Origin of the sequence: Shewanella sp. S23-S33 (assembly GCF_043359565.1) — a bacterium.
GTDB lineage: Bacteria > Pseudomonadota > Gammaproteobacteria > Enterobacterales > Shewanellaceae > Shewanella > Shewanella oncorhynchi.
This window is the reverse complement of the sequence record NZ_JBHFFD010000033.1, coordinates 18,474-42,823: the sequence shown is the minus strand read 5'-3', so window position 1 is coordinate 42,823 and position 24,350 is coordinate 18,474. Positions and strand designations below refer to the sequence as shown.

The following is a 24,350-nucleotide window of genomic DNA, read 5'->3' as shown; positions in this document are numbered from 1 at the left end:
CAGACGACTCTTAAAACAAGATGGCTTATTTAGCCGATTTCTCTAAGCGCGCCAGCAAACTAGACGTATCCCAACGGTTACCGCCCATGCCCTGCACTTCTGAATAGAATTGATCCACCAAAGCGGTTAAAGGCAAATGTGAACCGTTGCGGCGCGCTTCTTCTAAGGCGATGCCTAAGTCTTTACGCATCCAATCGACGGCAAAACCAAAGTCATAGCTTTGACCCCACATCGTCTTGTAGCGATTTTCCATTTGCCAGCTTTGCGCCGCGCCTTTGCTGATCACTTCAATGACTTTCTCGCCATCGAGTCCTGCTTTACGGGCAAACTGTAATGCTTCCGCCAAACCTTGCACCACACCCGCGATACAAATTTGGTTCACCATCTTAGTTAACTGACCTGCACCAACCTCACCTAAACGCTCGGCGCAGCGGGCAAAGGCTTCAATCACGGGTTTAACACGCTCAAATACCGCTTCATCGCCGCCGACCATCACAGTCAAGGCGCCATTTTCAGCGCCCGCTTGACCGCCAGACACGGGCGCATCGAGGAAATCAATGCCCTTTTCGGCTAAGACTTTGGCAAGCTCACGAGCGACATCGGCCGAAGCCGTAGTATGGTCAACCAGCACTGCGCCCTTTTCCATCCCATGAATAACGCCATCACTGCCTAATACCACTTCACGCAGATCGTTATCATTGCCCACGCAAGTAAACACAATATCTTGACCCTCTGCCGCTTCCTTTGGTGTTGGACAGCAGCGACCGCCATAGGTGTCGACCCAAGTTTGCGCCTTGGCAAAAGTACGATTATAAACAGTGACCTCATGGCCTTTGTTCAGTAAATGCCTCGCCATGGGATATCCCATTACGCCTAAACCAATAAATGCAACTTTTGCCATGAGCTGATCCTTAAATAGATAAACAAAGTGAATCGATTCAAAATAGTGGCCGCAGTTTAACATTCATCAACGGTAACGTCAGAGTGAAATCGGAGCGAGTGATAAACGCACTTTTCGCTACAAACAACAAAGGCGCCTTAAGCGCCTTTGCTGATTTAATTTATGGAGCTATTTCACCACATGGGCTTCCATTTCGGCGCCAATCTTTTTACGCATTTCCATCAAGCGCAGTGCAGAATCCCGCAAATGAATATCATGTTCCGTCTGTGGTATCCACTCAGGCACTGGCGTAGGTAGGCCATCTTCATCAACTGCTACCATGATCACAATACAATGGGTGGTGAGATGACGCTCAGAAACTTTAGGATCGCCTGCTCGCACATCGATACCGATATGCATAGAGGTTTTACCCGTATAAATCACTTTTGCGCTGACTTCAACGATATTGCCCACCAAAATGGGTTGCACAAAACGAATACCGCCCGCATAAGCAGTAATACAATATTTACCGCTCCAGCCCGCTGCACAGGCATAGGCCGCGAGATCGATCCACTTCATCACAGCACCGCCGTGAACTTTACCACCAAAATTCACATCCGCAGGCTCTGACAAAAATCTCAGGGTACTTTGTCTATCTATACCAGCCATATAACCTCAACTTATTCAGCCACTGTGGCTCAATGTTTCGTGCAATAGGCTGAGTTTACGATAGAAAGCGCCATTAGCGTAAAAATAATTACGATTGACCTCGTCAAAAAATTCGATTTAACCAAAGTGGCTAATAAGCACGCAGCAAAGCAATAAACTCGGCAACGCTAAACGATAAATCCATAGCTGAAATTCACTACTGACGAAACGTGTACCCTTAGCAAAAGTGTAAACGCCTAAGCCAAACATAAAGAAACCAAGCACTTCGAGGCCCGAAGACATATTGCTATCGCCACCGACGTTAATCGCCGTCACCAATAAGGCAAACCAAACCACCACGTAAGCAGCGATTGCTAAGGTAAAAGTCTTGATCCCAATGTCCATGTTTGGATGCCACACTTTAAACTCACCACGGATCAATTCGGTCAGATTGGCAGTTAATGCGCCAATAAGGGGAACAAGCGGGATCACCGCAGGATTTAACATGACACACTCCATTAAGATTGAATATGTCTGTCATTATCTGTGGTCACTAGAATTAAACAAGCTTGATGAACAAATGTTAACACTATGGATATCATACAGTTAGAAAGTGACATCCATCACAATAAAGTCATAAGATAACGGAGTTCAACTCACATGAGCAATGAATTTGACCCATAAAAAATGCGCCCTCAAGCGCATTTTTTCACCGTTTTTTACACCATAAATGCGTGTTTTACACTTTCTTGAACAGTAATGAACCGTTAGTCCCACCAAAACCGAAGGAATTACACAGAGCATAATCCATCTTCACGTCACGGGCTGTATGGGCAACAAAATCTAAGTCACAACCTTCATCTGGATTATCCAAGTTAATCGTTGGCGGTACGGCTTGGTCGCGCAGTGCTAATAAGGTGAAAATCGCTTCAACCGCACCCGCAGCACCTAACAGGTGACCCGTCATCGATTTAGTCGAGCTAACCAGTACTTTATAAGCGTGGTCGCCAAATACTGACTTAACCGCTGCCGCTTCCGCTTTATCACCTGCTGGCGTCGACGTACCGTGGGCATTGATATAACCAATTTGCTCCAGTGATAACTTAGCGTCATTAATAGCATTGACCATAGCCGCCGCAGCGCCTGCTCCGTCACTTGGAGGCGATGTCATATGGAACGCATCACCGCTCATACCAAAACCGACTAATTCGCCGTAAATGGTCGCACCGCGCGCTTTTGCGTGTTCGTACTCTTCCATCACCATCACACCAGCGCCATCACCGATCACAAAACCATCACGGTCTTTATCCCATGGACGGCTCGCCGCAGTCGGATCGTCATTGCGTGTCGATAACGCTTTCGCTGCACCAAAACCTGCCACGCCTAAAGGAGAAGTGACATCCTCAGCACCGCCGGCAACCATCACGTCTGCATCGCCATAGGCAATAGTACGCGCCGCAAAACCGATATTATGCACGCCCGTAGTACAAGCGGTCGTCACGGCAAAATTTGGGCCTTTCATGCCAAACATGATCGACAAGTGGCCCGAAATCATATTGATAATGGTACTAGGTACGAAGAAAGGAGAAACCTTACGCGGGCCACCATTCATCAATGCGCTGTGACCTTGTTCAATCAACCACATACCGCCCATACCCGCACCAATAGCAGTACCGACACGACCAGGGTTTTCTTTGCTCATGTCCAGACCTGAGTCTTGGATAGCTTGGATGCCAGCCGCCATACCGTATTGAATAAAGAGGTCCATCTTACGGGCGTCTTTTTTCGTTACGTATTGCTCAACATCGAAATCTTTTACTGAACCACTGAAACGAGTGGTAAATTCACTGGCATCAAATTTGGTTATCGGTGCAATACCACTCTTACCCGAAAGCAAAGCCTTCCAAGTAGTATCGACAGTATTGCCCACTGGAGTTACTAACCCCAAACCGGTTACCACTACACGACGTTTAGACACGGCAGTCACCTTTAAATGCTAATTTGTTAATTCAGATAGAGGACACAGGGTTTTCTATCATTAGACAATTTCTTAAATAATTTTTTATTTAGAAAAATTCGCCAATCTGCGGCGAGCATCTCGTGGATAACAATTAAAACAGGATCCAGAGACGATTGAATGGCACGGAGGCAGAATTTGACGGGGGTAAAACAAAAACAGGCGGCAAAAATGCCGCCTGTCTTCAAGAATTCAGAATTACTGATTCTTAGAAACGTAGTCGATCGCTGCTTGAACAGTAGTGATCTTTTCAGCTTCTTCATCAGGGATCTCGGTATCAAACTCTTCTTCCAGAGCCATAACCAACTCAACAGTGTCCAGAGAATCTGCACCCAGATCGTCAACGAAAGATGCCGCTGGCTTAACGTCTTCTTCTTTAACGCCCAGTTGCTCTACAATGATTTTCTTTACACGTTCTTCGATGTTGCTCATTAGTTTTCTTTCCTATTCAAATTACGCACTTGCGTAAGATTGCGAGTAGTTTATTAGATTTGGCTGACAATGCAAGCTTAGTTTTCGTGGTCTAACCACGAAATTTCACTATCAATTGATACAGATCACTACTCAGTTGCGACAGAAATCCCTGCCATTCGCCCTTAAACCATGTACATGCCGCCATTCACATGCAAAGTTTCGCCTGTGATGTAAGCGGCTGAGTCCGAGGCCAAAAAGAGCACTGCATTGGCAATTTCTTGCGCTTGCCCTAATCGTTCCATCGGAACCTGTGACATGATAGCTTTTTGCTGCTCTTCGGTCAGCTCATCTGTCATATCGGTCTGGATAAATCCAGGAGCGATAGCATTAACTGTAATTTGACGAGATGCAACCTCTCTTGCAAGAGATTTTGTAAATCCAATCAAACCCGCCTTTGCTGCCGAGTAGTTAACTTGACCTGCATTGCCCATGGTGCCTACCACTGAACCGATATTGATGATTCGGCCAAAGCGCTTTTTCATCATGGTACGCATCACAGGTTTTGACAGTCTAAATAACGATGTCAGGTTGGTGTCGATAATATCCTGCCATTCATCATCTTTCATCCGCATCAGCAGATTATCACGGGTTATACCCGCGTTGTTGACTAGAATATCAACATCACCCGCTTTTTCTTTGATCGAGGCGAATAAATGTGTAACAGATTCACTATCTGTGACATTAAGCACTAAACCAAAACCTTTGTCACCCAGATATTCTTGGATCGCCGCAGCGCCCTTCTCACTGGTTGCGGTTCCAATAACTACGGCGCCCGCTTCGACCAATGTCTCAGCGATCGCACGGCCAATACCGCGGCTCGCACCTGTCACCAAAGCCACTTTGCCTGTTAAATTCAGGTTGAAACTCATATAAACTCCTTACTCAGTTAATGCTGCTAATGAAGCAACATCATTAACCGCTTGGGCTGATAGTGATTTATTAATTCGTTTTGCTAATCCTGTCAATACTTTACCAGGACCGCATTCCACCAGTTGGGTAATGCCTTTTTGGGCCATTAGCTCAACAGTTTCGCTCCAGCGGACAGGACAATATAACTGACGCACTAACGCATCTTTAATGTCATCAGCAGAGGTGGGTGATGCCACATCAACGTTATTAATCACTGTAATTGTTGGGGTATTAAACTGTACATCGTTTAATGCCACCGCCAGTTTATCCGCCGCAGGTTTCATTAATGCACAGTGTGATGGCACGCTGACAGGTAAAGCCACCGCCATTTTAGCGCCCGCTGCTTTACAAGCTGCTGCAGCGCGCTCAACTGCGTCTTTTTGACCTGCAATGACCACTTGACCAGGACTGTTAAAGTTAACTGGACTCACCACGTCACCTTGAGCCGCTTCAGCGCAGGCATTAGCGATACTCTCGTTGTCCAAACCGATAATCGCATACATAGCACCCGTGCCAGCTGGTACCGCTTGCTGCATCAGTTGACCACGTAATTCCACCAACTTAATCGCGTCTTTAAAATCCATCACACCCGCGCAAACTAAAGCAGAATACTCGCCTAAGCTGTGACCCGCGAGTATAGCAGGCATAGGTTTGCCTGAAGCCACGTAGGTACGCCAAATCGCCACGCTCGCCGCTAATAGGGCTGGTTGAGTTTTATCGGTTTCATTTAAGCTTTCAACAGGACCTTGCTGAACCAATGCCCACAGATCATAACCTAAGACGTCACTCGCCTCAGCAAAGGTTTGTCCAACAACAGCATGAGATTCGGCAAGCTCGGCTAACATGCCTAGGGCTTGTGAACCTTGGCCCGGAAATACAAAAGCAACATTTTCCATATTCAAATTACCTATGGCTAACTTAATTTATTGAAAAATCATGTGGAACACACATGTAGAACTTAGAAACGAATGAGCGCACTGCCCCACGCAAATCCAGCACCAAAGGCCTCAAGCAGCAGTAGTTGTCCGCGCTGAATACGGCCATCACGTACGGCTTCATCCAATGCAATGGGCACAGACGCGGCAGAAGTATTACCGTGTTTAGCTAAGGTCAATACGACTTTATCAAGGCTCATATCGAGCTTTTTAGCGGTAGCATTGATAATTCGGAAGTTGGCTTGATGTGGCACTAACCAGTCAATTTCTGACTTATCGATATTGTTAATGCGTAACGTCTCAGTCACCACATGGGACAATTGAGTCACAGCCACTTTAAAGACATCGTTGCCTTTCATGGTCATAAAACCGACCGCTTCAGAGGTTTCGCCTTTACGTGGTGGGAAAGCGCATTTCAATAAGTCACCTTGGCGACCGTCGGCATAAATGTGGGTCGAAATGATCCCTGGCGTTTCGGATGCGCCTATCACAACCGCGCCCGCACCATCACCAAATAAAATAATCGTTGAACGATCTTCTGGCTCACATAAGCGAGACAGTACATCGGCACCAATCACTAATACTTTTTTAGCCGCGCCCGTTTTTACAAATTGATCGGCAACAGATAAAGCATAAACAAAGCCTGAACACGCCGCGGCGATATCAAAAGCTGGAATGGTATGCACGCCAAGCATGGCTTGAATTTCACAGGCCGCAGCAGGAAAAGCATTGGGAGCACTGGTGGTGCCGCAAACGATCATGTCTAAATCTGATGCTTCTATGCCAGCCATTTCTAGCGCTTTTAATGCCGCTTGGTAGCCCATAGTTGAAACGGTTTCATCGAAAGCCGCAATGCGACGTTCTGATATACCTGTACGTTCAACAATCCATTGGTCAGTGGTTTCCACCATTTTTTCCAAATCTTGATTGCTACGCACCTGCACCGGCAGATAACTACCAGTTCCGAGAATTTTTGTATGCATAAGGAGGGATCAGTTATTTATATCTAAAAGAATCGACTCCAAACGATCTTTTATCATTTCAGGGAGTCGACGTTGAGCTTCCGTTACTGCCAAACTAATTGCTTGTAAATAGGCAGTTTCATCCGCGTTTCCATGGCTTTTTACAACTATTCCGCGCAATCCTATCAGACTTGCACCGTTATAGTGGTCGGGGTTCATCTGACTAAGGACCGCCTGGATACGAGGGGCGATAAGTTTAGCCAGAAAACGAACGAATAAACCTTGGGTTAGTCCCCGTTTTAACTGATGTACTAATAACTTGGCAATACCTTCTGAGGTCTTGAGCGTGATGTTACCCACAAACCCATCACAAACAATCACATCCACATTACCGGAATAGATTTCATCCCCTTCGATAAAACCTGTGTAATTGATTTGTTCTGTGTGTTGCAGCAACTGCGCGGCTTGCTGAACTTGGTCATTACCTTTAATTTCTTCAACACCCACATTGAGCAAGGCGACTTTTGGCCGAGATTTCTTATCTACCGCTTCGCACAGGACTGAGCCCATCACGGCAAATTGAAATAAGGTTTCAGAGTCACAGGAAATATTCGCGCCCAAATCCAACAAATAAACCGGTTTTTGAGTCACCGCAGGTAAACAACTGACTAATGCAGGTCGATCAACACCAGGCAAGGTCTTCAGCAATACTTTCGCCATTGCCATCAGCGCCCCTGTGTTACCGGCACTCACACACGCTTGTGCGCGGTCGTCACGCACTAACTCAATAGCCAATCGCATGGAACTGTTTTTACGTGTACGCAAGGCATGCACAGGCCTATCGGACATACTAACGACTTCATCGGTATGAATGATTTCTATGCGCGAAAGTAAACTCGCTTCGGCTTGACGTAGATAGACATCAATTTCAGTCTTGTCACCGACTAAAATGATTTTAAGAAAAGAATGTAATTGTAGTGCCCGCAAGGCTGCAGGCACCGTGACGTGGGGGCCATGATCACCACCCATTGCATCTAACGCAAGCGTCAGATTCGTCATTAGGAAACCAACAAATTACTTGTTGATTACCTTTTTACCGCGATAGAAGCCATCTGCAGTCACATTGTGACGCATATGGATTTCACCGCTGGTAGCGTCTACAGACAGCTGAGCAGTGCTCAGTGCGTCATGTGAACGGCGCATTCCGCGCTTTGAACGTGATTTTTTGTTCTGTTGTACAGCCATTGGCCTGTCTCCTCGATTACTTGCTCTTCAGTTTTTCTAACACTGCAAACGGATTTGGACGCTCCTCTTGAGCGGGTTCTATCTCGCCTACAACCATGTCTTTAGATCCTGCACTGCAATCAATTTCTTGATGCATTGGGATTATCGGCATAGCGACTATCAATTCATCTTCGATCAATTGATGTAGACGCACTTCGCCAATTTCATTGCACTCAATTGGGTCATACGCATCCGGGAGCTCATCGATTTCTGCCTTAGTCCGACATGGACCAAAACAAAACTCGACCGTAACCTCAGTGGTAAATAGTGTCATGCAACGTTGACATATCAGAGTGAGCTCCGTCACAGCCTTCCCTTTCAGGTAGACTATCCCCTGTAAATCTACGCCACATTCAAGCGACACTGCCACATCGGAACAGTCGCCGGCACATAACTCAGTTAATCTTTTCAGTTGCACACCAGGAACAACGCCCTGATAAACTAGGCGACTCGAGGCGGCGCGAAATGGATCAATTGAAACCGGTATCTTTACTGTTTGCATAAGGCGCGCATATTATAGTTTGAAAACGCTAGAGTCAAAGAAAAAATGCTAACTTAAGTCCCAGTTTGCGACTTAAGCCTTTCCCCTGCCCCAACATTGAAATTGACGGAAGCGAAATAGTACCCAAGCATGGGGCCGCATACAAGCGCAAGCCGCCTAAAATAGTCGCATTCATTGAAAAGAAACCATAAAAGACGAAACTCTTGCACTCTCCCGCATTGATTGGTCACAATATGAGTCACTCTTTTGCGGATATCTCATTATGCCAACCCCATTAATCTTAGCTTCGACGTCTGTATATCGACAATCTTTACTGCAAAAACTCGGGTTACCCTTCGAATGCTGCAATCCTAATATTGACGAAACGGCGTATCTCGAAGAATCGGCCCATGCTTTAGTGCTGCGATTAGCCAAAGCAAAAGCCGTCGCGGGAGCAGAACAATTCCCCGATGGTCTGATTATTGGTTCCGATCAAGTTGCCGTCATTGATGACAAGATTATCGGTAAACCCCATCATTTTAATAATGCCGTCGCGCAGCTCACTCAAGCCTCAGGCAAGGCCATCACCTTTTATACTGGTCTTGCACTCTATAATGCCAAAACTGGCGCTATGGCCGCCGAGGTTGAACCCTTCACGGTTCATTTTAGGCACCTTAGCCATGCGCAGATTGTGGCTTACATTGAAAAAGAAGAGCCTTATTATTGCGCGGGGAGTTTTAAGAGCGAAGGTTTAGGCATCGCGTTATTTATAGCGCTCGAAGGTCGCGATCCCAATACCTTAGTTGGCTTACCACTGATATTACTGACGGAAATGCTGTTAGCCCAAGGTGTAGACGTTCTCGCTTAAACGTTTGCCAAGGCTTTGCTCTGTTTATTGAATCGATGACGAGCATCAAAAATACCGGGCTACAGAGTCGTTTCATCGACAAGAAGACGAGACGTAAATAAAAGTGATAAGGAAGTCTCATGCGCAGCGGCATGTATTGCCGCTCCAGCATTAAATAGCAGTGTTAGAGGTATTGCAGTAATTGCTTTGGTGAATCTATCAAGGCGATAGGTTTTGCCCGCAGCAACTTTTCGGCACTGTGGGCGCCATAGGTCACGCCAACGCTATCAATCCCTGCATTGGCCGCCATGGTCAAATCCAGTAGAGAATCACCCACCATTAAGGCTCTGTTCGGTGCAATATTCAATTCTTTCAGCAAACTTGAGATCATTTCAGGATGGGGTTTGCTGTACACTTCATCGGCGCAGCGTGATGCAACAAAGTATCGACCTAAGCCTGTTTGCTCAAAGACGCGATCAAGTCCCGCACGGGCTTTACCGGTTGCGACGGCTAACTTATAGCCTTGGCTATGCAAGTCATCAATTAACGCTGGAGTTTGCACAAACAAGGGCGTTGGCGTGGTGTCTAAATGCAAATATTGTGCTTTAAACTCAGCACGCATCTGCTGATATTGATCATTTTCGCCTTGGCTGAATGCATTATTAGAATGTAGAGGCTGAGAATATACAGAAGAAGCGCTGCAATTAAGCCCCTCAGGGAACAGGACTCGCAGCGCTTCTGTCATAGAAAGACCAATAATATCGCGAATGTCACTTTCAGTTGGGATAGGTAACTGCAATGCCTTAGCCATATTTTCAATACAAGTGATAATTTTACCGATGGAATCCATCAGAGTGCCATCCCAATCGAAAATCACTAAATCGTATTGCTTTATCTTCATCCTTGAAACCTATCCCCGTCGATTACGCACGCTTTAACTTATCGAGTAATTGCGACAAATTTTCATCTAAAGGCGCTGAAACCCGCATCACTTCATCATTTTCTGGATGAATGAACATCAATTCAGCGGCATGTAAAAAGAGCCGAGTTAAGCCTAATGCACGCATGCTATCGTCAAACCCTTGCTCGCTGTACTTATCATCACAGGCGATAGGATGGCCAGCAAATTGGCAATGCACCCGAATTTGATGAGTACGTCCAGTGACAGGGCTTGCCTTTACTAAAGTACAACCTTGGTAACGCTGCATAATTTTAAAGCGTGTTTCTGAAGGTTTACCCTCCGCATTAACACGCACTATGCGCTCACCGGATTTAAGGGTGATTTTTAATAAAGGCTGTTTAACGGCTTTATCTTGAGCAGACCATTCACCTTTCACTAAGGCCAAATAGTCTTTCTGCATCTTTTTATATCTGAGCTGATCATGCAGATGTTTAAGCGCGCTACGCTTTTTCGCCACCAACAACACACCCGAAGTATCTTTATCGAGACGATGTACTAGCTCTAAAAACTTTTGTTGTGGACGCAGTGAACGCAATGCTTCAATCACACCGTAATCGACTCCACTACCACCATGCACGGCAATGCCAGCAGGTTTATTCAGCACGATCAAATGATTGTCTTCATGCAAAATACGATCTTCGAGTTGCGAGACTTTACTTAAGTTCGCCGATGGTGCGGTACGGTTATCCGGCTCTGCCACGCGGACTGGCGGAATACGTACTATGTCGCCAATCTGCAACTTGTACTCGGGTTTGATGCGTTTCTTATTCACTCGAACCTCGCCCTTGCGGACAATGCGATAGATCATGCTTTTCGGCACGCCCTTCAGCTTGGTCATTAAGTAGTTATCGATACGCTGTTCGAAGTGATCTTCATCAATCGTGATCAACTGAACCTGTTGTGGGGTGGATTCTATATTCATGATGCGCCATCTAATTATAACGGTCGCCATTGTACAACAACTGAGAAGAATTGTGCCTTTCCATTGCTGAATTTTTTGATTATTGCTATATTTCACCAGCGATTAGGGATAAGCCGTGAATAAAGTGTTCACAACGCCCTGATCCCAAGCGGAAAATTTAACGGATAAAAAAAGATTTTCTTGATAGCAAATCATTGATTTGCAAATCGTATACAGAGTAAAAATACCACAAATGCGTTTTTTACGATTAAATCGAGAAAGTCACCTTACTTTAATAAGGTTTACCCTAGATTTTCCTCCCCGATTTCGAAGGATATTTTAACTTGTCGTCAGACAAACCGATTCGACTTGGGCATTACCGGAACGAAACTAAAGAATTTATGGGGTTGGTTGATGTTTTACAACGAATTCCTTGTTTTTGTAATCATTAAAAAATAAGCCATAAATAGGATGCGACACGCAGCGACTGCGTCTAACAGTAATGCGCACCTCTTGCCTAGCCACCAGCCGTGAGGCTCAGTTGACCTACTGCTAGGCCCGTAATGCAGCGAAGCGCGATGTTTGATGACCTCTATTTAAAGAAGAATGACGTCATCATGAAACGTATGTTAATCAATGCAACTCAATCAGAAGAGTTGCGTGTTGCCCTTGTTGATGGGCAACAACTGTATGATCTAGACATTGAAAGCCCAGGTCATGAGCAAAAAAAATCAAACATTTACAAAGGTAAAATTACCCGCGTAGAACCGTCTTTAGAAGCCGCTTTCGTCGACTACGGTGCCGATCGTCACGGCTTTTTGCCACTGAAAGAAATCGCCAGAGAATATTTCCCGAAAGGATATTCGTTCCAAGGTCGCCCCAATATCAAAGAAGTGGTCAGTGAAGGACAGGAAGTTATTGTCCAAATTGACAAAGAAGAACGCGGCAATAAAGGCGCAGCCTTAACGACCTTCATCAGCCTTGCAGGCTCTTACTTAGTATTAATGCCAAACAACCCACGTGCAGGCGGGATTTCTCGTCGTATCGAAGGTGATGAGCGTACTGAGTTAAAAGAAGCGATGGCCGATTTGGAAGTGCCAGCGGGCATGGGTCTTATCGTACGTACTGCCGGTGTAGGCAAAGAATCTGCCGAGTTAAAGTGGGACTTAAAAGTTCTGCAACACCACTGGGCAGCAATCACCGAAGCTTCACAAGTTAAAGGCGCTCCTTTCTTAATTCACCAAGAAAGTAACGTGATCGTGCGCGCTATTCGTGACTACTTACGTCGTGATGTGGGCGAAATCCTCATCGACCATCCACGTATTTTCGAAGAAGCTAAGCAACATATCGCCTTAGTTCGCCCTGATTTCGTTGAGCGCGTAAAACTGTACGAAGCTGAAGTGCCATTATTCACTCACTTCCAAATCGAATCACAAATTGAATCCGCCTTCCAACGCGAAGTGCGTCTGCCATCTGGCGGTTCGATTGTTATCGACCCAACTGAAGCCTTAACCTCAATCGATATCAACTCTGCCCGTGCCACTAAAGGCGGCGATATTGAAGAAACAGCACTTAACACTAACCTCGAAGCCGCCGATGAAATTGCCCGCCAATTGCGCCTCCGCGACTTAGGTGGCTTAGTGGTTATCGACTTTATTGATATGACGCCAGTGCGTCATCAGCGTGAAGTTGAAAACCGTTTACGTGATGCTGTGCACCATGATCGTGCTCGCGTGCAGTTAGGTCGCATATCTCGTTTCGGTTTGATGGAAATGTCGCGTCAACGTCTGCGCCCCTCTTTAGAAGAATCTGCAGCGCATATCTGCCCTCGCTGTCATGGCCAAGGCACGATTCGCAGTACCGAGTCTTTAGCACTGTCAATTTTACGTTTGATGGAAGAAGAAGCCATCAAAGAAAACACCTCACAAATCGAAGCGATTGTGCCTGTGGATGTTGCAGCTTTCTTGTTAAACGAGAAACGCAAAGCCATTCGCATCACAGAACAGCGTCACGATGTCGAAGTGTATGTGATACCTGACGCACACATGATGACGCCTGATTACCGCGTGATCCGTCACCGTAGTGATGATGAAATCAGTGAATCAAGCTATAAACGTATAGAGCATCCTGAAGCCAAATTATATGAGCCACGCAAACTGGAACGTACTGCGGCGCCTATTCCGGCATTAAAAGGTTTTGCTGCGCCACAGAAAGTAGAACAAGCCCCATCACCAACAGTGAAAGTTGAAGCGCCACAACCAGGCTTCTTCAGCAAGCTTGTGAGTGCAATCAGTGCCATGTTTGCGCCAAGTGAAAAAGCTGAACCCGTAAAAGTTGTTGAAACTAAAGCAACTGATACCACTGCGGCTAACGCAAATCGCCGTAACCGTCGTAATGACACTCGCCGCCCACGCAATGCCCAAGATGCCGACAAAGCAAAAGAAGGCACTCGTGAGCCGCGTAGCCGCAATTCAAAAAAGCCGACTGATGCAGTAGTCAGCACACAAGAACGTCCTGTACGCGAAAAAGAAGAAGCGGCTAAACGTCCAGCTAAAGCTGAACCAAAGCCACGCGTACAAGCGCCAAAAGATGTTGTTGCCGACATTGAAGCAGATGATGCCCCTAAGCAAGAAGTCGCCCGTGAGCGTCGTCAGCGCCGTAACATGCGTCGTAAGGTGCGCATCGATAATGGCCATAATACGCCAGATAATGCGATCCCAGTTGCACCTGAAGGTGCCGCAGAAGTGTTAGCGGAAATTGCAGCCCTTAACGCCGCAGCGGCAAGTACTATCAGTGTTAATGCCAAAGCTGAAGTCATTGCCCAAACGCCAGTAGAAACTAAAGCGCCAAGAACACGTCGCCAGCCTCGTAAGGAAGCTGCACCTGCTCAAGAAGCGCAAGAAAATATTGTGCTAGAAGAGACAACTGTAATTTCTACTGTAGTAGAAACACCTGCTGTTGATGCTGTTAACGTAGCTGAAAACACCTTGGTTGACACAGCAGCTCATACTTTGGTTGACACAGCAGCTCATACTGTAGCAGCGGATGCTGTATCGCAAGATAGCGAAGTTGATGCAGACAACGAAAATGCTAATGCTGATGATCAATCAAAACGCGAGCAAAGAGATGGTCAACGTCGAAGCCGTCGTAGCCCTCGCCACCTTCGTGCAGCGGGTCAACGTCGTCGTCGCGACGAAGATGACCAAGGTACATCAACGCCAGCGCAATTCGTTCCTAATGACGAATTAGGTGCTGACCAAGAGTACCCAAGCGAAATCGTCAGTGTTCGAGTGGAAACTCCTGTTGTTGCAACTCAAACAACAGCGGTAACTGAACCGGCCGTTAAAACTGATGACGTCGAAATAGCTGAAACAAGTTCAACTCCAACTGTTGAAGCTCCTGCTGTTGTTAAAGTAGAAGCAAAAGTTGAGCCTCAGCCTCAAGCAAATGACGTTGCAGCAGTTGAAACTAAACCTGTTGTGACTAAAACAACTGAAACGAAAGTGGAAGAGCCAAAGGCTGCTGACGCAAAAGTTGACCTTGCGTCAATCGTTGAAACTCAGGTGACCAGCGTTACTGCTGAAGTCGTAGTCGTTGCAGTCCCATCAGTTGAAAGCTCAGTGACTAAATCAGTAGCAGTACCCAAAGCTGAAGCAGCTAAAACCGAAACACTTGTCGAGCCAAGCGCTGAAGTAAAAGAAGCCGTGAAAGCAACAGCCTCTGCGCCAATGGCCAGACCGGCTGCTATCGCTAAGCCTCAAGCCACAGTACAAACAGTTCCAACAACACCGCAAATCACGGATGCAGTTGTTGTCAGCAAGCCGAAAGCCGCCAGCCGTTTTGGCTCTATGGTGTCTTCGGATATGACCAAGCCTGTCGTTGAAGTGAGAGAACAAGTGGCAGTCCCTAAAGGACGAGAGTATGAGAATACTGCGAACGAAGAGTCTACAGCCAAAATCAAACTCGCTAATGGTGCAGAGTCGGATATGGCGCGTCCATAATCACTTAAGCTAAACCAGAAAAGCCATGCAATTGCATGGCTTTTTTATTTATACTGTAATACTCCACAATATTTAAATTTAGCTCTATCCATTTTTCGGCTTAATCGTAGTCCCTTGAATAACATAACCCATCAAAAGATCCTCGGTATATAGTTCTCAACTTTAAGTATTCTTGCGTTGTCACTAACGTCACATTAGAAGCAATAAACATGCTAACAAAATATCAGGCCAATACCCGCAAGTAGAAAGGGCTCTTAATCCATTTAGTGCTAACTGTAGACCCTCCTTTATAAGTTAGGAAAACTAGTCGAGGGAAAGCATTATTCCGCTATAAAGTAGCCGACAATTAAGTTGGATTAGCAGCCTAAAGCTTCTGTCGGAAATACTTAAATGTACGAAGTGCAAGGCATCTCAATAGCAATATTCATTTTTTGGTCGGCTCCAAACTACATCATAAATAAGCTAGTGTTCTTTAATATCAAACACTAAACGCTTTGCCAGCCTCAACTCTTTACTACAAGGCTTTCAGCCTTAGGTGCAGCTTAGTATATGTAGGATAACTAAGTGCAAGAAATTTAAATGCACCAATCATATTCGGCAATATCTGAAGTCACTGATTTACAACAAATGAATGATTAGACACATTCGCGTTCGACATTGAATATAAGATTACGCAAAAAAATAAACTCGATAAGAGCAAGCGTTAAGAGTTAACATATAATGGAATTGAATGTTACAGGGGTAAAAATAAGGAGAGTGTATCAAATGGTTTTATTGAAAATCTTGGAGATATCAGAATTGGATTCTAACAGAGAAAGATTAGAGGATTAACTTCAGATTTAAGCATTAAATTAATGTGACATGTTAAGTAGATCTCGTCGCTTATACTGGATTCAACAATCTAAACTAAATGAAATCTTATTTTCGCACAAATAAAAAGAGCCACGGAATTAACCATAGCCCTTTAATCCATTGCTATCAGCTCTAGGCTAACAGCACTGAAAATTAACCAATGATAGTTACGTTTTCAGCTTGTGGACCTTTTTGACCTTGAGTCACAGTGAAAGACACTTTTTGGCCTTCATCAAGAGTTTTGAAACCGTCAGAGTTGATCGCACGGAAGTGTACGAATACATCTGGGCCAGATTCTTGCTCAATGAATCCGAAACCTTTGTCAGAGTTGAACCACTTAACAACACCAGTAACTTGAGACATAATATAAATCCTGTAAATAAAAAATTAAAGCCTTAACGGCGGGTGGAGCTGGAAAATGCCGGTATTACTTATGTTTACAGGACGAACTGGTCGTATTGAACACATAAATATAAGCCCAACCTTCAAGCTGATAAGACTATAAACCATTCTAAAGATAAGTCAACACACTGCGACACTTTGGATTATTTATTTTGCCTAAATCTACTTTACGGTTTTGCAACCGGCTAGCAGAACACTAGGTTCATGCTGTTTAGCAAGTACAGTTAAGCATTTTAAATAACTTATTTCAATAGCTTAATCTTATCACTTACTTTGAAATCCGATGCACTTCAATTTGGAAATCCAATTCACAGTTCAGTCCTTGCAACGCAAATGCTTGCTTTTGGGCATGAGTAAACTTCCAAGCATAGGGCGTCATTTCTAAAAAATGAGCAATATGTTCACTGTTTGCCAGTTCTAACTGGGAGATTAAGCGCTCCTGATGAAGACACTCAAATCCAGCAATATGCGCTGTGGAAACGGGATGTAATCTTGGCTCAGCATAAATTTGTTGTTTCAACGCAAAATGGTGTAAAGGTCCCGGAGAAACCGTTATCAGTAAGCCTCCATCAACCATAATCCGTTGTAACTCTTCTACTTTTGAAGGGGCATAAATACGAATGGCAAGATCGACACTTTGGGATGCGATTGGCATTTCATAGGCACTTGCGACACAAAATTGCAAATTGGGGTAACGTTTAGCTGCATATTTAATTGCAGACTTAGAAATATCTATACCTTGTAAATTGCAATCATGGTGCTTGCTCAACACATGGAGTAAACGTTGACTGTAGTACCCTTCCCCACAACCTATATCGAGGATTTGTTTTGCTTCGGCACCAAACTCAAGCGCGAGCTCATTCACTCTATCACTCAAACCTTGATAGTAACCCGCGTTTAAAAATTCACGCCGAGCAAACATCATCTGTTTATTATCACCAGGATCTTTTGAGTTTTTCTTCTGTACAGGTAATAAGTTGACATAGCCTTCTTTGGCCATATCAAACTTATGTTGCTGTGAACAACCCCAAGTTCGCTCCGTTAACGTCAGTGGGGCGGCACACAGGGGACATAAATAATGCATAATGGACTCTTATCATTTCGCTAAATTTGGGTAAAAAGTTTATGTTTCGTCTTCCATCAATCGATCTACCATCAGGGTCAACTCCGGTGAAGCGAGTAATTCATAACACTCTAATTTTCTTAATAGCTTATCAGTGTTATCAACATCATTAGCAGCGCGGCTGTAGTTTGGTCGCTCAAACATATGGGTATAGGTTCTAAATAACCATTGTTGTTTCTGCAGTAGCAAGGGATCGATCCTTAATACTTCATCAGCAAGGCTGGCGTGACATTGACCAAGCTCCCCGCGCATAAACGCCTGCAATTCTAATCTAACCTGCTCGATTTCAGTCATGTAAATTGCAAGAGATTCAGATGATGCGGCATAGTCGTAGTGCCTTGCTAACAGTGCTTTAGCAACCATTAACGCTTTGGGCTCATGCAAAACCCGCAAATCCGCTTCTAAGGGTACTAACTCAAACTTTGAATTGGCTTGTAAGGCAAAAGTTAAGTAACTATTTGCACCTATTAAGTCATTATCTGCATCTAAATGACGAGTCGTATCTAAGGTAAAAGATACACCTCGCCTCAATTCAGCCGCACAAAATTTCGCAGCAGTTCCCATCCGTGTATAAAGCCTAAAACCTTGCCCAAGGCTGCGGGTTATTGGTGTATTGAAAGCCTGAGGACTTTGCGGTAACGATTCGACCTTAAGACCCATAAACGGCTGGAAGCGGATGACTATATTTTGCTGAATTCCGGCTTCAGCGATGACGATAATCTCTAGTAAAGGGGCACTGATCGCCTGTGACACAATAAAATCACTAACATCGTCGGGTAGCCGTAATGTGAGTATTGATGTATTTTCAACATCAAGCACCATAGGTTCATTTAGAAATTGATGGTACATAAGACATTATTCTCCTATTTAACCGCAATTGTACCGTCCAATACCAATTAAAATCACCCCGTAAACCATTACCATCGCAAGATATGACTTAATCTTCATGATGCCGTAAATCGGCATTCGAGAAATAGTAGTGACATTGCGTGGTAGCATATTTATGCCTCCAGTGATCTATAACGTTAAGCACAGGAAGATGTAAGTGACGTATACAATGAACTTCACGTAACCATTCACCCAATGTAAAACTCACGATGCACCCTGCCCAGAAAGTGGCGAGCCTAGTCAGCATTGTTAGACATCGCTCGGCTTAGCGCCAGAAAACCATTCGGTATGCTGGTCACCTTGACGGCCAAAATAGGTTACACGTTTACCTCGCAAAAACACGAAATAACCTTGAACTCCTGCATTCATAGCGCGCTGGCAGAAAAGCCGAAAATTTTGCCCATGCTGCTGACTATCCAAGATGGCAGCTCTGAGTTCAATCACATTAAAATTTTCAGCAATTAATGGAAGTCCCTCAAATGATAAAGGTGATTGCACTGTAGAACCTACTGCGCTATAGAAAGTAAATGACTTCAAGGCATAGTCTACATAGTAATACTCGACACCTTCAGCAATAAGATTGCCGACAATTTGAGGAAATGGTATTAATCCAGACAAGGTTGCTTGTGCAGATTCTAAAATTTTATCCGAGTTCATTGATGTCCTCTCTGGGTCTTGAGTGGTCAATTTATATGTTTAACATCAGCAGTAGAGCCAAAGTGATAGCACAGTAAAAACGTGGAGCATGCGCCAGCGCTGGTTAAACGCTCAAAGCACGTACTCATAAATGATTAACGCAATAAACACGACCTTCAAACTACCCCAAAATCGTTGCCAGACTACAAACACGTTTATGCATATATAACGTAAAGCCATATTAAAAATACTATGGCCAAACAACATAAGGACTTTAAAATATTCTGCGAGCCACTCGCACCCAGTGCCAACACCGTTGGGCTGTCTAAATTGATTTACAACTCACATAAACCCAAACTAAAAAAATGTATCATTTACGCTTATCATCTGTTTCTTTATCCCGCAAGCCATCTAGGCTACTGCTAAAATAAGCACACCGAATCAATTTCAACCTCTAGCAATGAGTTTATTGATGGATAATTTACAGCGACTGGGCATTATTTTTTGTATTCTTTCCCTGTGGGTCTTGGCAAACATACCCGTCACTTATGCTAATGATCAATTCATTATCAATCAGTCAGAATCCAAGCTTGATCACAGATATCAGTATACTTATGACCTTTTACAATTAGTTATTGATGCAACCAAAGCCGATTTTGGTGAAGCATCACTGCAAGTCTCAGATCTAATAATGAGTCGAAATCGTATCTTCAGAGCATTACAAGAGGGTGAAACCATCAATGTTATTGCAGAAGCCTCTAACCTACAGTGGAATAAACAGCTTATTCCAATAAAAATTCCTATTAGAAAAGGCATTCAGGGATTTAGAATTTTTATTATTAAAAAGGAAAATGTACCTAGGTTAGCCCAAATCACCTCGCTAGCGCAGTTAACTGCTCTTGATACTGGTTCAGGTAGCCAATGGTCAACTAAAGTTGCCATGCAACAAGCAGGATTTAAGATTATAGAAAGCAATCAATATGACAGTTTATTTAATATGTTATCAAAAGGGCGGTTTATAACATTTGGCCGCGGAGTGAATGAAGTCTTTCAAGAGGTTGAGCAGTTTAATCAACAATATCCAGATCTCGTTGTTGATGAAAGCATCATGCTACATATTCCGCTAGCGACATATTATTATGTTTCACCTAACAAACCTCGCTTAGCTCAGCGAATACAAATTGGCCTCCAGAGAATTATCGATAATGGTCAATTTGACCAGTTATTTTATCAACGCCATTGCGATTTTTTGATAAAAAGTAAATTGAATCAACGATTAGTTTTTAAAATTGACAATCCTTTTATATCTGAATCAGAAATGACTTCCATTGTCGGTAAAGATTTCTTACTCAATCCAATGGATGACTTTTCCATATTATGTAAGAAATATCATTAAATAGGCTTCATCAGATAAACGCTTTGGGTCCGTCATGACTTAAAAACATCTCTCGGAAAATGGGATAAAAAACAGCAAGTCGCGGCTTGAATTGAAGGAGGTTAGATTTTTGGCCTTGGGTATCAAGAAATCAAATGAAAACCTTCAAGGCCATTAGCCTTGAAGGAAACTTTTTAGAATTGCACTCTGACACCAATAGCCGCTGAGCGACCTGGCATAGGGGATAAATGCCTTAGGAAACTGTTATGTGGGCGCGCATCTACATCGGTAAGATTATCTAAGCTTAGGTAGAATTGAGTCGGCACTTTCGAAATGACTTGATCTAAAGTGATATTGGCTCCGAGCAAAGCATAAGATTCAGAGGGCCTCTCAAATCTGCTAACGTCACCTTGTGAATGATAGCGAACATAATCGATGGACACAGTAAGCGCATCATACTGCCAATTTAGTGCAGTGCCTGTTTTGGATTGTGGTGTTCGAGGCATTGAAGTGCCTTCTAACCTGCGGCGAAAGTATTCGTCCCGCTCACCTGCGAGAGGTGGGCGAGTACTAAAGATGTCGTAACTACCATCGTATTGATATCTAGGAGTATTTCTCACTCTGTCAGTAAATGCGCTGAGTTCAAAAACTCCCCACCTTTGCCACGGTAAGGTATAGATAGCTTGTACCTCTAACCCTTGATTGTTTGTATCTGCTTGGCGCCATTCACGAACATAAGTACCATTACGCTCAAGGCCTGTACTACCAAGATAAATAAAATCATTGAATTGATTTTGATACCAACTTGCCATTAGCTGTAAATCGGCGATTTTAGCGGTGGTATTTATTTCAAAGGAGTGATTAATTTCCTTTTTAAGATTTGAGCTGCCCTGTTCTTCAATTAACAGAGCATAGTGTGGGTTACTGGCGTAAAGCTCACTCATTTCAGGAGCACGCTCGGCATGAACGTAATTGACTCGTGTTGACCAATTTTGCAATATGTCCCATTGCAGTGATCCTGAGTAGCTTTGGAGATAAAAATTTCTATCTTTAACATTCGCTCCTGAGCCTCGACCTACCTTGTAACCCTCTGCGTTTACTTGGTGCTTAATCGCATCATAACGACCTCCAAACTCAAAAGTAACCGGACCAAAGTGCAGGGTTTGTAGCGTATAGGCTGCATAGTTTTGACTATCGACATCAGGCATGTAATTGTCATAGCCCTCCCCTTTATAGGCTTTAGTGTCGTACTGTAATCCTAAGACACCATCGAAGTTTGATGTCCAACTATGATAGAGCTTAGGGCTAATGACCCAAGAGGTAAGTTCGAATTGGTTAACAGATACCTCAGCCATATGCTCATCATCGACTTGATTCGAATAGGCGCCATCGAGGCTAAATGAGTTTATCCAATTGTCATCCCAGTTTTCGACATACTTCATATCTACGCGATCACCACGGGAGAAAATTCGAATATTACCCCGTTGATCAAAATCCACTGGTGCGCTGCTGCCACGACGCATAAATCCCGGAATACCGCGATGAGTGTCCGTATAACCATAAGCCAAACCCAAAAGACGTTGTTGGCCAGTGTAGCTTCCGCCTGCCGAGAATGATGATGTGTGGTGGCTGCTGTTAAGCACAGTGCCATTACTGTCTATTGAGTAGTCGGTGATAATTTGTTGTTCTAAAGGTGTAGCATCTTCATAGCGTTTTAATTGATTGTTCATCTGCCACACAGGTTGCGCATATTTGATTTGGCATAGATCGGCAAACTGTGCGGCACCTACGACTTTTGACCACGTTTTACAATCGCTGTCTTTAGAATATCCAGGAATATCGTAGTCACCACGGTCTTTGTTGATCATATTAAGCGCAAAGTTAAAAGATTCATTCCCTGCGGTAAGTTTTGCCAGTGCGGTACTTGTACTATTGAAGCCAGCTTTCACTTCAGCGCGGCTGTTAAACCCATTGATTGGACTTAATGGAATACGACCATCTTGGAGATCAACAATGCCTGCCATCGCTTGCCCACCATAGGCAATCACAGCTGTAGGACCTTTAATGACCAAGATACTGTCAGCAAGAAAGGGCTCGATGGGGATGTATTGATCCTCACTCACCGACGACATATCCTCAACTTGAGTTCCATTGAGCAACATTTTAACCCTGTTTCCACCAAATCCACGGATTTGTGGCCTACCCGATGAGCTACCAAAAAAACCACTGTCTACCCCCGGTAATTGGCTTAAAGTTTCTCCTAAGGTATCGGCTTTACGATTATTAAGTTCATCGCCGCTGAGTTCGATTTTACTGGCTTGTATTCTTTGACTTAGTGGTTTTTCTAAAGCATACCCAGTGACATTGATACGTTCAATAGGTTCTGCTGAAACAGCTAAAGTGCCAACACCTAATAACAGAAGGTATTTGTGGAAGTTCATTTTGTGGGTCGTCTCCATATGATTACTACTAAAATAAATGATATGTTATAACGTATCACCACGTATCAATCGGGTTCAATATAAATGAAAGTAAATTAAGTTACTGATTGTAAATGGCAATCAGAACAACACTCGGTATGGTGACTGATGATTACTAACAAAGATTGTCATTAGAAGGGGTGGATCAGGTAAACTGTGCAAGTATGATCATTTCAAAAAAATTGGCAGTTCTATGACGGGAAAAAATCTTGATTTACTGCGTGAAGTAGTGAAAAAGTGTGAAGAAAAAGGCATCAATCTTACCAGTAAGCGCAAAAAAGTACTTATCGTATTACAGGAACATGATGTTCCTTTGTCTGCCTATGAAATTGCCGATGTGTTAAAACAAAGTTTGGGCGAGAGTTTACCCATAATGTCTATCTATCGCATGTTGGATTTCTTAGTACAGGAACAATTAGTGCATAAGTTATTAACGGTGAATAAGTATATTGCCTGCCATCATGTATGCGATCATCACATTCACAATCAATTTTTAATTTGTAATACTTGTCAAAAAGTCACAGAGATAGCATTGCCCACTGCTCTTGTTGAACAGTTACAGTTGAATGTTAGCCAAGCGGAATTTACCTTATCGAGCCCACAGCTTGAATTAGCGGGTTGGTGTCATGAATGTCGGCAACAACATAATAGTTAAGTTAAGTTAAGTTATGTACATTAACTAATTTGGAACGCTATTTATCATGGTTGCTGAACTTATCCCATACTCACAGTTACGCTATAAATCCACCAGCCTCCGACATTCTGGTCGATAATGTCCGTCTAAAATAGTGGATATGCCAGTCTTGGTTTCATATCGCGGACCTGCTCATTAATGGAAGCAACATTACCCGGTCGCTTGCCGTGGGAAAGCGCCATGGCGAGTGATATAAGTTCCACTGTTCTTATAATATCTCGAGTAAAGCGGAACTGATCGGCCTTCGAATGTGTTAAGCGGTTTCCAAAACGCATGGGGATCTATAATATTTACCCATGAATTTAGTCACGCAGGGACCAGCTTACGTGCGTCAGCAAGTCCTAAATCCGGGTAGAGACCAAAGGTTAAGCCCCTGATGGATTATCAATCCTAAATCGATACTGCCATGTTATAGTCCCTGCAGGGGTAATACGAACGCTTAAGCCGTCGCGGTCTGCAAGCTCTGGTTTCTCTAAATATGGATTACCGTTTATTGCACGTAACTGCGTGTCAGATAAAGACATTTTGATTACCCTGTGTACATGTGATTTTAGCTAATCTGACGCAGAACCCAATATATACAGATTATGTACTCACATC

At 44.0% G+C, this 24,350-nt stretch carries 23 protein-coding genes; 4 read left to right on the top strand and 19 right to left on the bottom strand.

The window, feature by feature from the left end; all coding sequences use genetic code 11:
- Positions 1-25: 25 nt before the first annotated feature.
- The 11 genes from ACHA99_RS09530 to yceD all read right to left on the bottom strand — a co-directional run bounded on the left by ACHA99_RS09530 (position 26) and on the right by yceD (position 8,611).
- A complete protein-coding gene (locus tag ACHA99_RS09530) occupies positions 26-901 on the bottom strand; it encodes an NAD(P)-dependent oxidoreductase (RefSeq protein WP_263265220.1) in 876 nt (291 codons plus the stop codon).
- 168 nt (positions 902-1,069) lie between these two features.
- On the bottom strand, positions 1,070-1,549 hold the full coding sequence (locus ACHA99_RS09525; RefSeq protein WP_105252855.1) for an acyl-CoA thioesterase: 480 nt from the start codon (positions 1,547-1,549) through the stop codon (positions 1,070-1,072).
- A gap of 117 nt (positions 1,550-1,666) precedes the next feature.
- The gene (locus ACHA99_RS09520) at positions 1,667-2,035 is read right to left on the bottom strand and encodes a hypothetical protein (RefSeq protein ID WP_028760367.1); all 369 of its coding nucleotides are present in this window, start codon (positions 2,033-2,035) and stop codon (positions 1,667-1,669) included.
- A 232-nt stretch (positions 2,036-2,267) separates the two neighbouring features.
- Positions 2,268-3,506, bottom strand: coding sequence for a beta-ketoacyl-ACP synthase II (gene fabF, locus ACHA99_RS09515; protein ID WP_006087466.1), 1,239 nt, complete (start codon positions 3,504-3,506; stop codon positions 2,268-2,270).
- 237 nt (positions 3,507-3,743) lie between these two features.
- A complete protein-coding gene (gene acpP / locus ACHA99_RS09510; protein ID WP_006081231.1) occupies positions 3,744-3,977 on the bottom strand; it encodes an acyl carrier protein in 234 nt (77 codons plus the stop codon).
- A gap of 164 nt (positions 3,978-4,141) precedes the next feature.
- Entirely contained in the window at positions 4,142-4,888 is a 747-nt protein-coding gene (gene fabG / locus ACHA99_RS09505) for a 3-oxoacyl-ACP reductase FabG (RefSeq protein WP_006081230.1), read from the bottom strand.
- Between the two features lie 9 nt (positions 4,889-4,897).
- On the bottom strand, positions 4,898-5,824 hold the full coding sequence (gene fabD, locus ACHA99_RS09500; protein WP_028760368.1) for an ACP S-malonyltransferase: 927 nt from the start codon (positions 5,822-5,824) through the stop codon (positions 4,898-4,900).
- A 62-nt stretch (positions 5,825-5,886) separates the two neighbouring features.
- Positions 5,887-6,846 carry a beta-ketoacyl-ACP synthase III gene (locus ACHA99_RS09495; protein ID WP_028760369.1) on the bottom strand — a complete coding sequence of 320 codons (960 nt, stop codon included), beginning with the start codon at positions 6,844-6,846 and terminating at the stop codon, positions 5,887-5,889.
- Between the two features lie 9 nt (positions 6,847-6,855).
- A complete protein-coding gene (gene plsX, locus ACHA99_RS09490) occupies positions 6,856-7,884 on the bottom strand; it encodes a phosphate acyltransferase PlsX (protein WP_028760370.1) in 1,029 nt (342 codons plus the stop codon).
- Positions 7,885-7,899: 15 nt separating this feature from the next.
- Positions 7,900-8,070 (bottom strand): 50S ribosomal protein L32, encoded by a 171-nt coding sequence (gene rpmF / locus ACHA99_RS09485; protein ID WP_006081226.1) that lies wholly within the window; start codon positions 8,068-8,070, stop codon positions 7,900-7,902.
- Positions 8,071-8,086: 16 nt separating this feature from the next.
- Positions 8,087-8,611: a 23S rRNA accumulation protein YceD gene (yceD, locus tag ACHA99_RS09480; RefSeq protein WP_028760371.1), complete on the bottom strand. Its 525-nt coding sequence runs from the start codon at positions 8,609-8,611 to the stop codon at positions 8,087-8,089.
- A gap of 262 nt (positions 8,612-8,873) precedes the next feature.
- Between yceD and ACHA99_RS09475 the strand changes: the two genes are divergently transcribed.
- Complete coding sequence (locus ACHA99_RS09475; protein WP_393942393.1) at positions 8,874-9,458, top strand: Maf family protein; 585 nt, start codon at positions 8,874-8,876, stop codon at positions 9,456-9,458.
- 163 nt (positions 9,459-9,621) lie between these two features.
- Here ACHA99_RS09475 and ACHA99_RS09470 read toward each other — a convergent pair whose 3' ends face one another.
- Positions 9,622-10,338, bottom strand: coding sequence for an HAD family hydrolase (locus tag ACHA99_RS09470; RefSeq protein WP_393942391.1), 717 nt, complete (start codon positions 10,336-10,338; stop codon positions 9,622-9,624).
- A gap of 22 nt (positions 10,339-10,360) precedes the next feature.
- On the bottom strand, positions 10,361-11,320 hold the full coding sequence (gene rluC / locus ACHA99_RS09465) for a 23S rRNA pseudouridine(955/2504/2580) synthase RluC (RefSeq protein WP_105252860.1): 960 nt from the start codon (positions 11,318-11,320) through the stop codon (positions 10,361-10,363).
- Between the two features lie 542 nt (positions 11,321-11,862).
- Between rluC and rne the strand changes: the two genes are divergently transcribed.
- The gene (gene rne / locus ACHA99_RS09460) at positions 11,863-15,300 is read left to right on the top strand and encodes a ribonuclease E (protein ID WP_393942389.1); all 3,438 of its coding nucleotides are present in this window, start codon (positions 11,863-11,865) and stop codon (positions 15,298-15,300) included.
- Positions 15,301-16,305: 1,005 nt separating this feature from the next.
- Here the strand turns inward: rne and ACHA99_RS09455 are convergent.
- The 4 genes from ACHA99_RS09455 to ACHA99_RS09440 all read right to left on the bottom strand — a co-directional run bounded on the left by ACHA99_RS09455 (position 16,306) and on the right by ACHA99_RS09440 (position 19,222).
- On the bottom strand, positions 16,306-16,515 hold the full coding sequence (locus ACHA99_RS09455; RefSeq protein WP_011789734.1) for a cold-shock protein: 210 nt from the start codon (positions 16,513-16,515) through the stop codon (positions 16,306-16,308).
- Between the two features lie 307 nt (positions 16,516-16,822).
- The gene (gene rlmA / locus ACHA99_RS09450) at positions 16,823-17,638 is read right to left on the bottom strand and encodes a 23S rRNA (guanine(745)-N(1))-methyltransferase (protein ID WP_393942387.1); all 816 of its coding nucleotides are present in this window, start codon (positions 17,636-17,638) and stop codon (positions 16,823-16,825) included.
- 39 nt (positions 17,639-17,677) lie between these two features.
- Positions 17,678-18,526, bottom strand: a complete 849-nt coding sequence (locus ACHA99_RS09445) for a hypothetical protein (RefSeq protein WP_393942385.1) — start codon at positions 18,524-18,526, stop codon at positions 17,678-17,680.
- A 288-nt stretch (positions 18,527-18,814) separates the two neighbouring features.
- Positions 18,815-19,222: a DUF1398 family protein gene (locus ACHA99_RS09440; protein ID WP_168823739.1), complete on the bottom strand. Its 408-nt coding sequence runs from the start codon at positions 19,220-19,222 to the stop codon at positions 18,815-18,817.
- A 451-nt stretch (positions 19,223-19,673) separates the two neighbouring features.
- Between ACHA99_RS09440 and ACHA99_RS09435 the strand changes: the two genes are divergently transcribed.
- Complete coding sequence (locus ACHA99_RS09435; RefSeq protein ID WP_028760379.1) at positions 19,674-20,597, top strand: hypothetical protein; 924 nt, start codon at positions 19,674-19,676, stop codon at positions 20,595-20,597.
- 173 nt (positions 20,598-20,770) lie between these two features.
- On the opposite strand, the gene ACHA99_RS09430 is transcribed toward ACHA99_RS09435, so the two are convergent.
- Positions 20,771-23,017 (bottom strand): TonB-dependent receptor, encoded by a 2,247-nt coding sequence (locus ACHA99_RS09430; RefSeq protein WP_393942382.1) that lies wholly within the window; start codon positions 23,015-23,017, stop codon positions 20,771-20,773.
- Between the two features lie 232 nt (positions 23,018-23,249).
- Between ACHA99_RS09430 and ACHA99_RS09425 the strand changes: the two genes are divergently transcribed.
- Complete coding sequence (locus ACHA99_RS09425) at positions 23,250-23,711, top strand: Fur family transcriptional regulator (protein WP_338255497.1); 462 nt, start codon at positions 23,250-23,252, stop codon at positions 23,709-23,711.
- 404 nt (positions 23,712-24,115) lie between these two features.
- On the opposite strand, the gene ACHA99_RS09420 is transcribed toward ACHA99_RS09425, so the two are convergent.
- Positions 24,116-24,274, bottom strand: a complete 159-nt coding sequence (locus tag ACHA99_RS09420) for an Arm DNA-binding domain-containing protein (RefSeq protein WP_393942380.1) — start codon at positions 24,272-24,274, stop codon at positions 24,116-24,118.
- Between the last annotated feature and the right edge of the window lie 76 nt (positions 24,275-24,350).

Bases quoted from the DNA above. Each gene is read 5' to 3' on its own strand.
- ACHA99_RS09530 (WP_263265220.1), bottom strand. From the start codon at position 901: ATGGCAAAAGTTGCATTTATTGGTTTAGGCGTAATGGGATATCCCATG.
- ACHA99_RS09525 (WP_105252855.1), bottom strand. From the start codon at position 1,549: ATGGCTGGTATAGATAGACAAAGTACCCTGAGATTTTTGTCAGAGCCT.
- ACHA99_RS09520 (WP_028760367.1), bottom strand. From the start codon at position 2,035: ATGTTAAATCCTGCGGTGATCCCGCTTGTTCCCCTTATTGGCGCATTA.
- acpP (WP_006081231.1), bottom strand. From the start codon at position 3,977: ATGAGCAACATCGAAGAACGTGTAAAGAAAATCATTGTAGAGCAACTG.
- fabG (WP_006081230.1), bottom strand. From the start codon at position 4,888: ATGAGTTTCAACCTGAATTTAACAGGCAAAGTGGCTTTGGTGACAGGT.
- fabD (WP_028760368.1), bottom strand. From the start codon at position 5,824: ATGGAAAATGTTGCTTTTGTATTTCCGGGCCAAGGTTCACAAGCCCTA.
- ACHA99_RS09495 (WP_028760369.1), bottom strand. From the start codon at position 6,846: ATGCATACAAAAATTCTCGGAACTGGTAGTTATCTGCCGGTGCAGGTG.
- plsX (WP_028760370.1), bottom strand. From the start codon at position 7,884: ATGACGAATCTGACGCTTGCGTTAGATGCAATGGGTGGTGATCATGGC.
- rpmF (WP_006081226.1), bottom strand. From the start codon at position 8,070: ATGGCTGTACAACAGAACAAAAAATCACGTTCAAAGCGCGGAATGCGC.
- yceD (WP_028760371.1), bottom strand. From the start codon at position 8,611: ATGCAAACAGTAAAGATACCGGTTTCAATTGATCCATTTCGCGCCGCC.
- ACHA99_RS09475 (WP_393942393.1), top strand. From the start codon at position 8,874: ATGCCAACCCCATTAATCTTAGCTTCGACGTCTGTATATCGACAATCT.
- ACHA99_RS09470 (WP_393942391.1), bottom strand. From the start codon at position 10,338: ATGAAGATAAAGCAATACGATTTAGTGATTTTCGATTGGGATGGCACT.
- rluC (WP_105252860.1), bottom strand. From the start codon at position 11,320: ATGAATATAGAATCCACCCCACAACAGGTTCAGTTGATCACGATTGAT.
- rne (WP_393942389.1), top strand. From the start codon at position 11,863: ATGCAGCGAAGCGCGATGTTTGATGACCTCTATTTAAAGAAGAATGAC.
- ACHA99_RS09455 (WP_011789734.1), bottom strand. From the start codon at position 16,515: ATGTCTCAAGTTACTGGTGTTGTTAAGTGGTTCAACTCTGACAAAGGT.
- rlmA (WP_393942387.1), bottom strand. From the start codon at position 17,638: ATGCATTATTTATGTCCCCTGTGTGCCGCCCCACTGACGTTAACGGAG.
- ACHA99_RS09445 (WP_393942385.1), bottom strand. From the start codon at position 18,526: ATGTACCATCAATTTCTAAATGAACCTATGGTGCTTGATGTTGAAAAT.
- ACHA99_RS09440 (WP_168823739.1), bottom strand. From the start codon at position 19,222: ATGAACTCGGATAAAATTTTAGAATCTGCACAAGCAACCTTGTCTGGA.
- ACHA99_RS09435 (WP_028760379.1), top strand. From the start codon at position 19,674: ATGGATAATTTACAGCGACTGGGCATTATTTTTTGTATTCTTTCCCTG.
- ACHA99_RS09430 (WP_393942382.1), bottom strand. From the start codon at position 23,017: ATGAACTTCCACAAATACCTTCTGTTATTAGGTGTTGGCACTTTAGCT.
- ACHA99_RS09425 (WP_338255497.1), top strand. From the start codon at position 23,250: ATGACGGGAAAAAATCTTGATTTACTGCGTGAAGTAGTGAAAAAGTGT.
- ACHA99_RS09420 (WP_393942380.1), bottom strand. From the start codon at position 24,274: ATGTCTTTATCTGACACGCAGTTACGTGCAATAAACGGTAATCCATAT.